12 protein-coding genes are annotated in these 13108 nt (G+C 55.3%); 8 read left to right on the top strand and 4 right to left on the bottom strand.

Annotated features, from left to right (window positions below; genetic code table 11):
* Positions 1-61: 61 nt before the first annotated feature.
* From ACWHYZ_RS19270 to tmk, 4 genes are read right to left on the bottom strand one after another with little or no spacing between them, the layout of a single operon-like run.
* Complete coding sequence (locus tag ACWHYZ_RS19270; protein WP_447984284.1) at positions 62-913, bottom strand: hypothetical protein; 852 nt, start codon at positions 911-913, stop codon at positions 62-64.
* Positions 914-3010 carry a methionine--tRNA ligase gene (gene metG / locus ACWHYZ_RS19265; RefSeq protein WP_447984283.1) on the bottom strand — a complete coding sequence of 699 codons (2097 nt, stop codon included), beginning with the start codon at positions 3008-3010 and terminating at the stop codon, positions 914-916. It abuts the gene before it with no gap.
* 41 nt (positions 3011-3051) lie between these two features.
* A complete protein-coding gene (gene holB, locus ACWHYZ_RS19260; protein ID WP_447984282.1) occupies positions 3052-4080 on the bottom strand; it encodes a DNA polymerase III subunit delta' in 1029 nt (342 codons plus the stop codon).
* A gap of 39 nt (positions 4081-4119) precedes the next feature.
* Positions 4120-4857: a dTMP kinase gene (gene tmk, locus ACWHYZ_RS19255; protein WP_447987616.1), complete on the bottom strand. Its 738-nt coding sequence runs from the start codon at positions 4855-4857 to the stop codon at positions 4120-4122.
* A 96-nt stretch (positions 4858-4953) separates the two neighbouring features.
* Here tmk and ACWHYZ_RS19250 point away from each other — a divergent pair, with 96 nt between their 5' ends.
* The 8 genes from ACWHYZ_RS19250 to ACWHYZ_RS19215 all read left to right on the top strand — a co-directional run bounded on the left by ACWHYZ_RS19250 (position 4954) and on the right by ACWHYZ_RS19215 (position 13066).
* On the top strand, positions 4954-5640 hold the full coding sequence (locus ACWHYZ_RS19250; protein ID WP_447984281.1) for a DUF502 domain-containing protein: 687 nt from the start codon (positions 4954-4956) through the stop codon (positions 5638-5640).
* A 51-nt stretch (positions 5641-5691) separates the two neighbouring features.
* Positions 5692-7350, top strand: coding sequence for a bifunctional UDP-N-acetylglucosamine diphosphorylase/glucosamine-1-phosphate N-acetyltransferase GlmU (gene glmU / locus ACWHYZ_RS19245; RefSeq protein WP_447984280.1), 1659 nt, complete (start codon positions 5692-5694; stop codon positions 7348-7350).
* Positions 7351-7355: 5 nt separating this feature from the next.
* On the top strand, positions 7356-9185 hold the full coding sequence (glmS, locus tag ACWHYZ_RS19240; protein WP_447984279.1) for a glutamine--fructose-6-phosphate transaminase (isomerizing): 1830 nt from the start codon (positions 7356-7358) through the stop codon (positions 9183-9185).
* 290 nt (positions 9186-9475) lie between these two features.
* Complete coding sequence (gatC, locus tag ACWHYZ_RS19235; RefSeq protein ID WP_447984278.1) at positions 9476-9769, top strand: Asp-tRNA(Asn)/Glu-tRNA(Gln) amidotransferase subunit GatC; 294 nt, start codon at positions 9476-9478, stop codon at positions 9767-9769.
* A gap of 65 nt (positions 9770-9834) precedes the next feature.
* The gene (gene panD / locus ACWHYZ_RS19230) at positions 9835-10215 is read left to right on the top strand and encodes an aspartate 1-decarboxylase (RefSeq protein WP_447984277.1); all 381 of its coding nucleotides are present in this window, start codon (positions 9835-9837) and stop codon (positions 10213-10215) included.
* A 36-nt stretch (positions 10216-10251) separates the two neighbouring features.
* Positions 10252-11718 carry an Asp-tRNA(Asn)/Glu-tRNA(Gln) amidotransferase subunit GatA gene (gene gatA / locus ACWHYZ_RS19225; RefSeq protein WP_447984276.1) on the top strand — a complete coding sequence of 489 codons (1467 nt, stop codon included), beginning with the start codon at positions 10252-10254 and terminating at the stop codon, positions 11716-11718.
* An 81-nt stretch (positions 11719-11799) separates the two neighbouring features.
* Positions 11800-12213 carry a DUF948 domain-containing protein gene (locus ACWHYZ_RS19220; RefSeq protein ID WP_447984275.1) on the top strand — a complete coding sequence of 138 codons (414 nt, stop codon included), beginning with the start codon at positions 11800-11802 and terminating at the stop codon, positions 12211-12213.
* Positions 12214-12412: 199 nt separating this feature from the next.
* Positions 12413-13066, top strand: coding sequence for a DNA polymerase ligase N-terminal domain-containing protein (locus tag ACWHYZ_RS19215; protein ID WP_447984274.1), 654 nt, complete (start codon positions 12413-12415; stop codon positions 13064-13066).
* Positions 13067-13108 lie beyond the last annotated feature (42 nt).

Genomic DNA, 13108 nt, shown 5'->3' with positions numbered 1-13108 from the left:
GAACGATAGTCTATTCTACCCGAGACGGGAAAGTTGTGGAATCGGTGTGATGGAAGAGCGATTAATTCTTTTTTGGCTTCAGAAGTTCAGGCTGGACCGGGTAATGGGCCTCGCCGATTCCAAAATTTCCCCCGGAGCCATCGGCCGCGACTACTCGAAGCGTCACCCCGTTCGGAGCGTCTGCGGGGAGCGGGACGAAAAAGGGAGCTTCGAAAAGGCTGTGTGAGCCTGCATAGAACAGCTGAAGCCGGTCGATCACTCGATCACCGATCAGCACCTCCCCATAAATCTCGAGCTTGCGCGAATCCCAGTCGCCGTGGGGGCGGACAAGCGATCCGGACAGCGTCCGCACCGACGCCTTCAGCCTCACGTCATCTTTTGCCATCAGCGGTTGGCCGGGCGGCGGGCTTTCAATTTGAACGATGTAGCCGTAGAGCGAGAGCACAATCCCATCGCTCTTCAGATCGTGGCCGGGGAGAAGCAGCACGGTTGTGCTTGCACGACGCATGGCAGCCGGATGGGCCAATGGGCCTTGCGCGGCGATCTCCACCACCGTGGGTCGATCGAGCGGCAAGGTCGTTCGGAAGGCGCCGGACGGACGCGTCGAGTATTGCGGCTCTTCCATCAGCCGCGGTGTGCGCATGATTTGATTTTGATCTCCCGCTTCGCCGGTTTGAATGCCGGTGGCCAGCAGGCGACCGGTCGACACATCGGTGATCGTGATCCGTGCGCCACCGACTGCATCCCCTAATACCATGGCTCCATGTGCGACGACGTGGATGACGATTTCGGTATCGATGGGTCCGCCGGGCTGCGTCGTATGCTTAGCGGGGGCGGCCGCCCATACGATGCCTGTGAGCAGAGGCGGAAATGCAATCAGCAGCAGCCTTATGATCCGTCTCGCTTGGAGCAACTACTTTACCTTGACGCCAGGAGCGACTTCTTCCAATACTGTGATCAGCCCTTCGACGTTGGCATCGCCGGCGGCGAGCACCATGCCTTGCGACTCAAGGCCCATCAGCTTTCGTGGTTGCAAGTTCGCGACGATCACGATTCGCTTTCCAAGCAGCACGTCCGGCTCGTATTTCTTTCCAATCCCCGCCACAATCTGCCGTTTTTCGGTGCCAAGATCGACTTGCAGTTTGATGAGCTTCTCGGAATTCGGAACACGTTCAGCGCTCAGCACGACCGCCGTCTTCAACTGAACCTTCACGAAATCGTCTATGGTGATTGTTGGAGCAGGCGTGGGCGTCGGACCCGATTGTTGTGCTGCCGGCACCGGTGTCGCAGTAGGGGATGCCGAAGCTGATGATGGTGCTGGTACGGGCTGATCGGTCACGCGAGTGTCTCCTTTTTTTAGTTTCGGCTCGACTGCTCCTCCAGTTCCTATAGCGCCAACAGGCGTTTCAATCCTGGGAAAGAGAGGATTGCCTTTGGCGATTTCAGTGCCAGGAGTAAGCTCGTTGAGAACAAGTCTCCTACCTACAACTTGTGGTTCCAGCCCAAGTTGTCGAGCTATTTTAAGAGCCGTGTTTGGCATAAACGGGTAAAGGAATCGAATTGAGAAGGCTATTGAACATGCAACATTAAACAGTACTTTTTCTAGCTTGGGCTTGTCCTCTGGCTTCTTTGCGAGCTTCCATGGAGCGTTCTTCTCAATATATTGATCGCAGTGCTGGAGGAGAATCTCCCATATAGCCTCCAGTGCTCGATTGAACCGTAATTGCTCGATATGATCCTTAGCAGTTGCGTTTAGCTTTCCAGTAGCCTGGAGGAATTCTGCCTCACCCAATGTGGTGACGTCGGCCCTTGCTTCGGGAATTCGGCCTCCACAAAAGCGTTCAATCATCGTTAACGTACGACTCAACAGATTTCCCAAACCATCAGCCAGTTCACTATTGATGCGCCCAATAAGGGCGCTTTTAGAGAAATCACCGTCCTGACCGAACGGCACTTCCCGCAATAGGAAGTATCTGAAGGCATCTACCCCAAACTCGTCGACGATGCTGTTGGGATCGACGACATTCCCACGGCTCTTGGACATTTTCTCTCCATTGACGGTCCACCACCCATGTGCGTAGATGGTTGTAGGGAGCGGTAAATTCAGAGCCATGAGCATCGTGGACCAGTACACCGCGTGAGTCGTCAGAATATCCTTGCCTACTAGATGCACAACTTTGTGAATATCAGTGCCCGAAGGCTGTGGCCTCCAGTAGTGTTGAAGCGAAGCCTTCGGGTCGTGTTTGCTCTGCGGCGTCAAGTACGTTAATGCCGAGATGTAATTGACGAGTGCATCGAACCATACATAGGTCACATAATTAGGGTCAAAGGGGAGCTCAATGCCCCAAGACAACCTGCTTTTAGGACGGGAAATGGATAAATCCTCAAGCGGCTTTTTAAGGAACCCAATAACCTCGTTACATCGCGACTCAGGGCCAATGTAAGGGTCCGGCGGATTATGATGATTTAAGATGTGCCTCTGCAGGTTTTGCTGGTAGAGACTCATTTTGAAGAAGTAATTCTTTTCGCTGAGCTTCTCGACCGGTCGCTTGCAGTCTGGGCACAGTCCTTCAGTGACATCTTTTTCCGTCCAAAACCGCTCGTCGAAGGTGCAGTACCATCCTGTGTAGTCGGCCGAGTAGATCAGCCTTTCGTTCTTATCATCCGTTGTGTTGTAAAGCTGTTCAAGATACTGCTGAACGATAGCTTTATGCCCGGCATCCGTCGTCCGAATGAAGGCATCGTTTGAGATGTTGAGTCTTTTCCAAAGTTCCTGGAACCGGGGCACCATGCCGTCGCAGTACAGTTTCGGATCAATGCCGGCTTTTGCCGCCGCTTGCTGTACTTTCTGGCCATGCTCATCGACACCTGTGAGAAAGAATACATCGTAGCCCCACTGGCCATAATGCCGCGCTAGGACATCCGCCGCGACGGTGGTGTAGGCGTGGCCGATGTGCGGGACATCGTTCACGTAGTAAATCGGAGTCGTGATATAAAACGTATTGTTCATATGGGACGTAAAATAACAGGCGGCGCGGGTGGAAATCTAGGTTAGTGCGTCGCAGCCGGCGCTGCGGACGGATGCACGGCGTCTCGTAATTGCAGGAACAGCGTTTCGAGTGCCAGCTGAAGATTGATGTTCCGTGTCGAGGCGCGCTGTATGCGCTCGACTTCAGCCAGAAGGTCCAACAGAGCATCCAGCCGTACCGAGCGGGCGATCTCGTTGAGTTCCACTCGGCGCTCCGAATTCAACAGAAGGTCGGACTGTGCCCCGATGGTGACGAGCATAAGATCGCGCAGCCACTGCGCAATCCATTCCAATGCTTCGCCGGCTCGGTCGCTCTTTGCGAGCGATTCGGCGGCGCCGAGAAGGACTGTGATAGAGCGCAGCGACGCGGAAGACAGGAGGGTGTGAAACTCGTCCTGAGTCGAGCGTAAGCTCTTGACATCAGTATGTAAGGCCAGTCCCACCCGGGATTGACTCGCAATGGCGACCAATCGGGCATCGTCCGGGGGAATATTTCGCTTCACGATGAGCGCGGCTTCGACCTGTGTCTGCGCAGCAGGGACAAAGCGTAGGTTCTGACAGCGGCTTTGAATCGTCGGAGGAAGCGCATACGGCCGGCTGGTCGTCAATACGAAGATGCTATGCCCCGGTGGTTCTTCGAGTGTTTTGAGCAGCGCGTTGGCCGCGCCGATTGTCATGCGGTCGGCTTCATCGATGAGCACGATCTTGAAGCGTCCGATCAACGGACGATAGATGATCTGTTGCTCGAGACCGCGGATTTGCTCAATCTTGATCTGCGGATTGGCCAACTCGCGGTCCGGTTCGATTAGAATAAAGTCAGGGTGTGTGTGCGCTTCAATCTGCGTGCAGGACCGGCAGAAGCCACAGGCATCCGGGCTCTCCATGTCCTGGCCTTCTTCGCAATTGAGGGCTTGGGCGAATCGCATGGCTGTGAAGCGTTTGCCGATCCGCTCTTCGCCATGAAACAGATAGGCATGCGCGACGCGGTCATGCTTCATGGCGGCCTGCAAAACGGCCTTGGGTCCTTCATGCCCGACGATTTCGTTAAACATGGCCTGCTAATTCTATAAAGTTGTCAAGTCGGAACGGCTTCAAGTCTTACACTTGATGACGTTCCGCCGGTGAGCCTTTCCGATTCTTCCAAGAAACGTTTGAACTGTTGCCGTAAGAACCGCCGTAATGCCATCGAGGTCCTCTGCCGCATCGATCACTTTTATTCGATGCGGTTCGTGCGCTGCGAGGTCTAAAAACCCTTTCCGTACGCGGTTATGAAACTGTCGCGTTTCACGATCAAGCCGGTTTTGGTCTAAATGATGCTGTCGCCGCCTGGCGAGTCCACATTGCACGGGCAAGTCGAATAAAAGAGTCAAATCAGGTGCCACGCCTCTGGTGGCAAACCGATTAAGCGTCTTCAAAGTTCGAAGGTCCAATCCGCGCGCATATCCTTGATACGCGAGCGTGGAGTCTGAAAATCGGTCGCATACCACAATCGCGCCTTCCTCGAGGGAAGGGTTGATGACATGAGTGACATGTTGCGCTCTAGCAGCCAAGACCAATGCCGCTTCGCATTCGGGCGTAATGAGTTCAGCGAGACCAGCTCTGTTGTGCTTGGTTGGAGTCGGAGGCGGAAGATTGAGCATGACGCCGCGGATTTGTTCTGCTACCGGCGTCCCACCCGGCTCTCTCGTTTCCACCACCCGGTACCCCTTCTCTCGAAGAAACTTCGCGAGCCTGGCCAGTTGCGTCGTTTTTCCGCTCCCTTCAATGCCTTCCAGTGTAATGAAGACTCCCTGGCGGCGTCTTTTTGTCTGAGTCGTTTGTGTTGGCATGATGGGAAAGGAGCCAAGGTGCATCCTATTCCAACCCATTGAGAATCTCAAGAAACGGCTTGCGGCATACGGGGAAAGCTTGTATCATTTTCCGTTGTGGACACCGGCGTTACGTCATTCAGAGCCTCCCTCAAACGCTATTTTCTGACCGGTTTGTTGGTGATTACCCCCATCTGGGGCACCGTCCTCATTCTCAAGACTCTCTTTGTGGCGGTCGATAGTATTCTGGGGGACGCGGTTAGCGGTATTGTTCCCCCTCAGTACAATGTGCCCGGCATCGGCATCGCCGCACTGGTCCTGTTGATTTTTAGCACCGGCTTACTGGCGGCTAATTTTATCGGCGGTCAAATTGTCAAATGGTGGGAGGAGTGGCTCAATCGTGTCCCGGTCGTTCGCGGCATTTATTCCACCCTCAAATCCATGACGGATATTCTTTCCTTTAAGGAGAAAGACCGATTCAATCGTGTGGTGCTGATTCAATTTCCTAAAAATGGACATTATTGTTTCGCTTTTGTCACTGGAGTGACTCGTGGGGAGATCCAGGACATTGCTCCCGATCCGCTCTTGAACGTCTACGTGCCTACCTCGCCGAATCCCACGTCCGGTTATTTTCTGCTCGTTCCCGAAAAAGAAGTGATGCCGGTCGACATCAGTGTGGAAGAAGCTATGAAGCTGATCGTATCGGGCGGCCTCTATTCCCCACCACCAACTCAAGAAACGGTAAGTGCTCGATTGGGCGCTGGCCCGAAAGTACGCACGGATGTTGAGGTGCCAATCACGTGAACGTCTGTATGACATGTTGGTCTTTGGCCTCATGGCTGTGAGGATGTCGACGTGAACAATGTAGGGGCCATTATTATGGCTGCGGGCTTGGGGAAGCGCATGCGATCCAAGCTGGGCAAGGTCCTCCATCCGGTGGCCGGTCGTCCCATGGTGCTCTACGCCGTTGAATTGGCCGAGCGACTAACCGATGAAGGCGTCGCGGTCGTCGTTGGCCATCAAGCCGATCAAGTCAAAGCCGTACTGGATACGTATAGTGCCGTCAAACTTGGCTCAGTCGGGTCTCGTCCTGTGATAGGACGCGAAAAAGGAATGACGGCCCATGTCAAGAATCCGGCGTCGAAAAGCTCTTCAATCCTTATTGCTGAACAAACGCAACAACTCGGCACCGGTCATGCTGTGATGCAAGCTCGAAGCGCCATTCTGCGCGCCCGCGGTCGCGCGGCCGGTACGTACCTGATTCTGAATGGTGATACACCCCTTCTAGCTGAAGCGACGGTTGAGCAACTCCTTAAGGTGCATGCGGACGAAAAGGCGGCGGTGACCATCTTGACGGCCATGCTGGACGATCCCACCGGCTACGGACGGGTCATCCGGGCGCATACCCTCGGAGAGCCGCGTCAGGTGCTGAAGATTGTCGAGGACCGCGATGCCACGGTCCCGGAGTCGTCGGTGCGGGAAATCAATGTAGGCACTTATGTCGTGGATGGGGCCTTTCTGTTCCAGGCCTTGGATCAACTCGAGCCCAAGAATGCGCAGCAGGAGTATTATCTCACCGACGTGGTGAAATTGGCCGTCGATCGGGGCCTTGGCGTGTCCGCGATGGCGGTGGCAGACGCTGACGAAGGGCTCGGTGTCAATTCGCGCCAGCAATTGGCGATGGCGGAACGCGTGGTTCGAGAGCGGATCCGAGCCCGATGGATGCAGGAAGGCGTGACGTTGCACGATCCGACGACGACGTGGATCGATGCCGATGTGCGCATCGGGCAGGACACGGTGCTGTACCCCCATGTGGCTCTCGAAGGCCGTACATCACTCGGAGAAGATTGCGTGATTCGTTCTCACACCCGTGTTGCCAATACCACCGTGGGAAAGGGTGTCGTCATACAAGATTCCTGTGTGATTACGGACTCACAACTGGAAGACAGCGTTACCGTTGGTCCCTTCGCCCATTTGCGGCCCGGTTCTATCGTGCGCCGGAAGGCGAAAGTTGGCAATTTCGTCGAGATGAAGAAAGCGGAACTTGGCGAAGGGGCAAAAGCGAACCATCTCAGCTATCTGGGCGATGCCCGTATCGGCAAGAACGTGAACATCGGTGCGGGGACAATTACCTGTAATTACGATGGCTATCATAAATTCGAAACCGTGATCGAAGATGAGGTGTTTATCGGGAGCGATACGCAACTTGTGGCACCGGTGAAGGTCGGGCGGGGATCAGTCATTGCCGCCGGCACGACCATCACCCAAGACGTGCCGCCTGATTCGCTGGCCATTTCGAGGACGGCGCAGGCGAATCGTGTGGGTTGGGCGTCAAAACGCCGAGGGCTGCTGAATGACAACGGTCCGCACGGGAAACCTGGCGAAGACCAGGCGACAAAGGCGATAACCCCGAATGTGAGTCGGACCGCTCCTCAGGTCAAACAAAAGAGGAAGCCTCCGTCGCTGCGCCGCTCGTCTAGAGTCTCTGTCAATCGCAGAACGAAGAAAGGATAAGCACCATGTGCGGGATTGTCGGATACGTCGGTGATCAAGACGCGGTTCCGATTCTCTTAGATGGCTTGAAGCGCTTGGAATATCGCGGATACGATTCTTCCGGCATCGCGATCCATCACAACGGCAAAATCGAGGTCCGCCGCAGTGTCGGCAAGTTAGTCAATCTGGAAAAGACGCTGAGCAAAAAGGGGCTCAGTGGAACGACCGGGATCGGCCACACACGATGGGCGACCCATGGCAAACCCTCGGAACAAAATGCGCATCCGCATCGTTCCGGCGGTTGCGTGCTGGTCCATAACGGCATCATCGAAAACTACTTGCCGCTCAAGCAACAGCTTCAAAAAGAAGGCTACCGGTTTGAATCGGAAACGGACACTGAGGTCGTGGCTCATCTCGTGGCCAAATACATGAAGCAAGGCAAGTGTTTGTCCGATGCGGTGCTGGCGGCGACGAAGGACATCCGCGGCAGCTACGCCATCGCGGCCGTCTGTGAAGGAGAGCCCGAGAGCCTGGTCGTCGCTCGTTCGGGGTGTCCGCTGGTGATCGGGCGCAGCGGCAAATCGAGTCTCGTTGCGTCCGATGTCATGGCGATGCTCGCGCACACCCGCGATGTCCTCTATTTAGAGGAAGGCGACCTGGCGGTCGTCACACCGACCGACATCCGCATGATGGATGCACAGGGGCGTCCGGTCACACGAACCGCTACGGCTATTACCTGGGATTCGGAAGCGGCCGAGAAAAGCGGGTATCCGCACTTCATGCTGAAAGAAATCCACGAGCAGCCGCAAACCATTCTCGATACGCTTCGCGGTCGGTATTCCTTTGAAACTGGTGAAGCTGATCTGCCCGATTTGAGCCTCACAGCTGAGCAGCTCGTGGCGGCCAGAAATATCTGGATCGTCGCCTGTGGCACGTCCTGGCATGCCGGGTTGGTCGGGAAGTATTTGTTGGAGGAGATGGTGAAAGCCCCGGTGCAGGTTGACATCGCCTCGGAGTTTCGCTATCGCGATCCCTTGGTGCAAAAAGATGACCTCTTCATCACGATCTCGCAATCAGGAGAGACGGCCGATACGCTTGCCGCTGCCCGCGAAGCCAAGCTCAAGGGTGCACGCGTGATGTCCATCGTGAATGTGGTCGGCAGCACGCTCGCTCGAGAGTCCGACGGGGTGATCTACACCCATTGCGGTCCGGAGATCGGGGTTGCGTCGACGAAGGCCTTTACGGGTCAATTGACCGCTCTATATATGCTGGCGCTCCATTTAGGCCGAGTTCGCGGCACGCTGAACGCGAACGACGGGCGCATCTGGCTCGAGCGGGTGGTGGCGTTGCCGACGCGCGTTGAGCACATTCTGAAACGGGAAGCTGAAATTGTCGCGATTGCGAAGCGGTACTATACGAAACGCAATTTCCTCTTTCTTGGCCGGGGCATCAATTACCCCATTGCGCTCGAAGGCTCGCTGAAGCTGAAAGAAATTTCATACATTCATGCTGAAGGGTACGCCGCCGGGGAAATGAAGCATGGGCCGATCGCGTTGATTGACAAAGATATGCCGGTGGTCGTCCTGGCGCCGCGCGATCGCCTGTATGAGAAAACGGTGAGCAATCTCATGGAGGTCAAGGCCAGAAATGCCCCGGTCATCGCCTTCGTGAGCGAGGGAGAGCGTGACTTAGGGAAAGCGGCCGACGCCGTCTTCACGATTCCCGACGTGCCGCAACTCTTGACGCCGATCCTCTTTGTCGTCGCCCTGCAGTTATTGGCGTATCATGTGGCCGTGTTACGTGGGACGGATGTGGATCAACCACGCAATTTGGCCAAGAGCGTGACCGTCGAATGAGAGGATGCTGAAAAAGTCCATATTGCACCCACCCTGCCCCGGCGTGCCGAGACACACCCTTGCCAGGCTTCGTTCTCGCCTCAAAAAATCCTAGCGTAGCCCGGGGGGAAGAGCCGGTCTCGGGGCGGCTCAGGGCTGGCCGGGCGAAATAGCGCTACGCCTCCGGGTTGTTTTCACCTGGGCCTTCCTCGGGAAGGGAGCGCGTTTTGGCGAGTCTGAGGCGTGCGGGTGTAATAGATGGCCTTTTTGAGCATCCTAGTTGTAGAATAGTCGAACTACGGAGAATTCATTTGCACATTTCGAAGGAAGAAGTCGAGCGCGTCGCAAAGTTGGCCCGGTTGGAAATTAGCGAGGGCGAGAAGGACGTGTTCAGCAAACAGTTGAGCCACATCTTGGCCTATATCGAGGAACTAAAGTCGTGGGATACGACGGGGATTGAGCCTACCGCGACGGTGCTGGAGCAGACGAATGTGTTACGGGAAGATCGGGCACAGCCGAGCTTGCCGGTAGAGCAGGCCTTGATGAATGCCCCTGATTCCGATGGCGGATATTTTCGTGTCCCGAGGATTTTGGAAGAACGCTGAGCGGTATGGTTCATTGGAGTTCATAGATGAGTGTCGAGACGGTTCACGACTGACGAGGAATAATCATGTTACGACAAATGTTGCGGGCCAAAATTCATCGCGCTACTGTCACTGAGGCCTGCCTGGAGTATGAAGGAAGTATCACCATCGATGAAAACTTGCTGGATGCCGCCGGCATTCTGCCCTTTGAATTAGTCATGATTTCGAACCTGAATAACGGTGAGCGGTTCACGACCTATGCCATGGCGGGGAAGCGCGGCAGCGGGGAGATCGTCTTGAATGGGCCGACGGCTCGTAAGGCCGTCGTGGGGGATAAAGTCATTATCTTCTGTTACGAGTTTTATGCCGAAGATGAGGCGAAGCGTCATCAGCCGAAGATCATTTTGGTTGATGACAAGAACCATATCTCACACCACAAACCTTCTCACTCTCAAGCCGCGCACTGACCGATCTGATCGCGGACGACGACCGTAAGAAACTCCATGTCACTTCACAAACTGACACTTCATGAACTGCAAGACCGGTTCACCAAGGGCGACGTAACGGCGCAAGATATTGTGCGAGCGTATAGTCTGCGCATCAATCAGGTGGAACCAAAAATCAAAGCCTATGTGACGCTCGCCAAGGACTCCGCCATGGCGCAGGCCGAGGCCTTGGATGAACGACTGAAGGGCTGGCGGAAGACCATTCCGCTGATGGGCATGCCGATTGCTCTGAAAGACAATATCTGCACGGAAGGCATCCTGACAACCTGTGCGTCGCGCATGCTGGCCACGTTCGTACCGCCATATAATGCGACCGTTGTCTCGAAATTGCGGGAACGGGGCTATCTTCTCTTGGGCAAGACCAATCTGGATGAGTTCGCCATGGGGTCCTCGACGGAAAATTCGGCCTTCGGCCCAAGTCGAAACCCATGGAATCCCGCCTACGTGCCCGGTGGATCGAGCGGCGGCTCTGCGGCAGCGGTGGCGGCAGATGAGTGTGCGGCCGCATTAGGCTCAGATACCGGTGGCTCGATCCGTCAACCGGCTGCCTTGTGCGGTGTCGTAGGACTCAAGCCGACATATGGTCGCGTGTCCCGCTATGGACTTGTCGCGTTTGCCTCCTCCTTGGATCAGATTGGGCCAATCACGAAAGATGTGACCGACGCCGCAATTCTGATGAACGCCATTGCAGGTCATGATCCCGCAGACTCAACATCCGCCAACGTTCCGGTGCCCGACTATCTAAAGGCGCTGAAGAAGAAGGATGTGAAAAGGCTCAGAATCGGGATGCCAAAGGAATTTTTTGCGGAGGGGCTCAATCCGGAGGTCGAACAGTCGGTTCGGCAGGCGGTCGACGTCCTCCAAGAATTGGGCGGCGAGATAAAGGAGATCTCGTTGCCGACGACAGGGGCGGCCGTCGCCGCGTACTATTTGATTGCCACGGCTGAAGCGAGTTCAAACCTGGCACGCTATGATGGCGTGAAATACGGTCTTCGAGCAAAACAATCGAAAGATCTGCTCGACATGTATATGAAGACGAGGCAGGAGGGATTCGGTCCGGAAGTGAAGCGTCGGATCATGCTCGGTACATATGCGCTGAGCGCGGGATACTATGATGCGTATTATGGAAAGGCGCAAGCGGTTCGGACACTGATTCGCCGCGATTTTGAGTCGGCCTTCAAAGAAGTCGATCTTATCGCGACGCCGGTGACTCCCACCTCAGCGTTCAAGCTCGGCGAGAAAGCTCAGGACCCGCTTCAAATGTACCTGTCCGACATCTATACGATTTCCATTAATTTAGCCGGCATTCCAGCCATTTCTGTTCCTTGCGGTTTCAGCAAGGGTGGGTTGCCGATTGGTTTACAGCTCATCGGTCGCCAATTCGAGGAGGATATCGTCTTGCGCGGCGCACATGCGTACGAACAAGCCACGGAATGGCGGTTAAAAAAGCCAAATCTACGATAACGTAGAGTTGTAGGCTTCAGCTTGACCTCGCGCTGAAGGGCTGAAGATCTCTTGAGAGATTCCTGAGAAAAGAGGTGCCCCATGTTGATTGAAATCGCCAGTATCATCGCGGCCATCGCATTTGCTGTGCTCGTGGGTTATGTGGTCTACACGCTTATTCAAGCCAGGAAGACGTTGGTGGAACTCGAGGTTGTTTTGGTCCAACTGAACAGTCAGCTACCCTCTTTGCTGAAAGACCTTCGCGTCATGACTGAAAATGTGAATGCACTCAGCGAGCAGGCCCGGGATGGGATCGATCATGCGTCCGTTTTTCTCCATGCCGTCGGAGGCGTAGGCGAGACCGTGGAGCAGGTGCATGAGCTGGTCAGAGGACAAGGGGAAGGCCTCGTCTCCAAGTTGTTCAGCGTCGTGGCCGGCGTCAAAGCCGCTTCCGCCGTGGTCAAAGACCGATTGTCGAAATCACACGATGACTGCAATGGGGCCAGCCCTCGTTAGGAAGCGCTTTCTCCTCAGCACGTATCCTACAGCGCGCATGCGCCTCTTCCACTACGCGCCACACATGCGTTCTCGTACACTTTGCCGAAATGCTGACTGAGTACCGTAGCTGGACTGACGTGGCAGTGAAACCTGCGCTAAGTACCTAAATTCAATATGAAACATTGTTCATTCTACATTTAGAATCTGTCATTTTCTTATGATACCTCTCGACGAATATAAAAAGAAGCGCCGATTCGGCTCCACTCCCGAGCCACCGCCTGAGTCCAAGCGGTCCGCATCAGGGCGAAGCTTTGTCGTCCAAAAGCATCGTGCCAGCCATCTGCACTACGATTTTCGTCTGGAACACGATGGTGTCCTGAAGTCTTGGGCGATCCCCAAAGGACCCTCGCTCGACCCGAGCGTCAAGCGATTGGCCATGGCGGTCGAAGACCATCCGGTGGACTATTCTGACTTTGAAGGCATTATCCCAGAAGGCGAATACGGTGGTGGGACCGTCATGGTATGGGACCGAGGAACATATCAAGTAGAGGGGCAAGACGACGTCGAGACTGCGCTCAAGAAGGGCGAACTGAAATTCAACTTGCATGGGATCAAGCTTAAAGGCTCGTGGGCGCTCGTGCGCACGCGGGACCGTCAGTGGTTGTTGATCAAGCATCGCGATGACCACGCTTCGGCCGATGACATCGCGGTGTCCCAGCCCGCCTCAGTTTTGACTGGACGGAAGCTGGCAGACATCGCGGCCGATGAAGGGGGCGACGTGGAGAAGGCCGCGAGTGGCGATCGCCCACCTTCTCCTACATCATCGACCAAGCCGTCAGGGCGGCCTTCCCGGCGAAACAAAACGTCGTAATGCCTCATTCCCGATGATAGAACGCGCCGGCATCTCATCGTT

This window comes from Nitrospira sp. Nam74 (genome assembly GCF_965152615.1).
Note: the sequence above shows the minus strand (reverse complement) of the source record. Positions and strands in the feature narration are given on the sequence as shown.

Excerpts from the sequence above, each read along its gene's own strand:
- ACWHYZ_RS19220 (WP_447984275.1), top strand. The coding sequence starts at position 11,800 with ATGTTGATTGAAATCGCCAGTATCATCGCGGCCATCGCATTTGCTGTG.
- tmk (WP_447987616.1), bottom strand. The coding sequence starts at position 4,857 with ATGCCAACACAAACGACTCAGACAAAAAGACGCCGCCAGGGAGTCTTC.
- glmS (WP_447984279.1), top strand. The coding sequence starts at position 7,356 with ATGTGCGGGATTGTCGGATACGTCGGTGATCAAGACGCGGTTCCGATT.
- holB (WP_447984282.1), bottom strand. The coding sequence starts at position 4,080 with ATGTTTAACGAAATCGTCGGGCATGAAGGACCCAAGGCCGTTTTGCAG.
- panD (WP_447984277.1), top strand. The coding sequence starts at position 9,835 with ATGTTACGACAAATGTTGCGGGCCAAAATTCATCGCGCTACTGTCACT.
- ACWHYZ_RS19215 (WP_447984274.1), top strand. The coding sequence starts at position 12,413 with ATGATACCTCTCGACGAATATAAAAAGAAGCGCCGATTCGGCTCCACT.
- metG (WP_447984283.1), bottom strand. The coding sequence starts at position 3,010 with ATGAACAATACGTTTTATATCACGACTCCGATTTACTACGTGAACGAT.
- gatA (WP_447984276.1), top strand. The coding sequence starts at position 10,252 with ATGTCACTTCACAAACTGACACTTCATGAACTGCAAGACCGGTTCACC.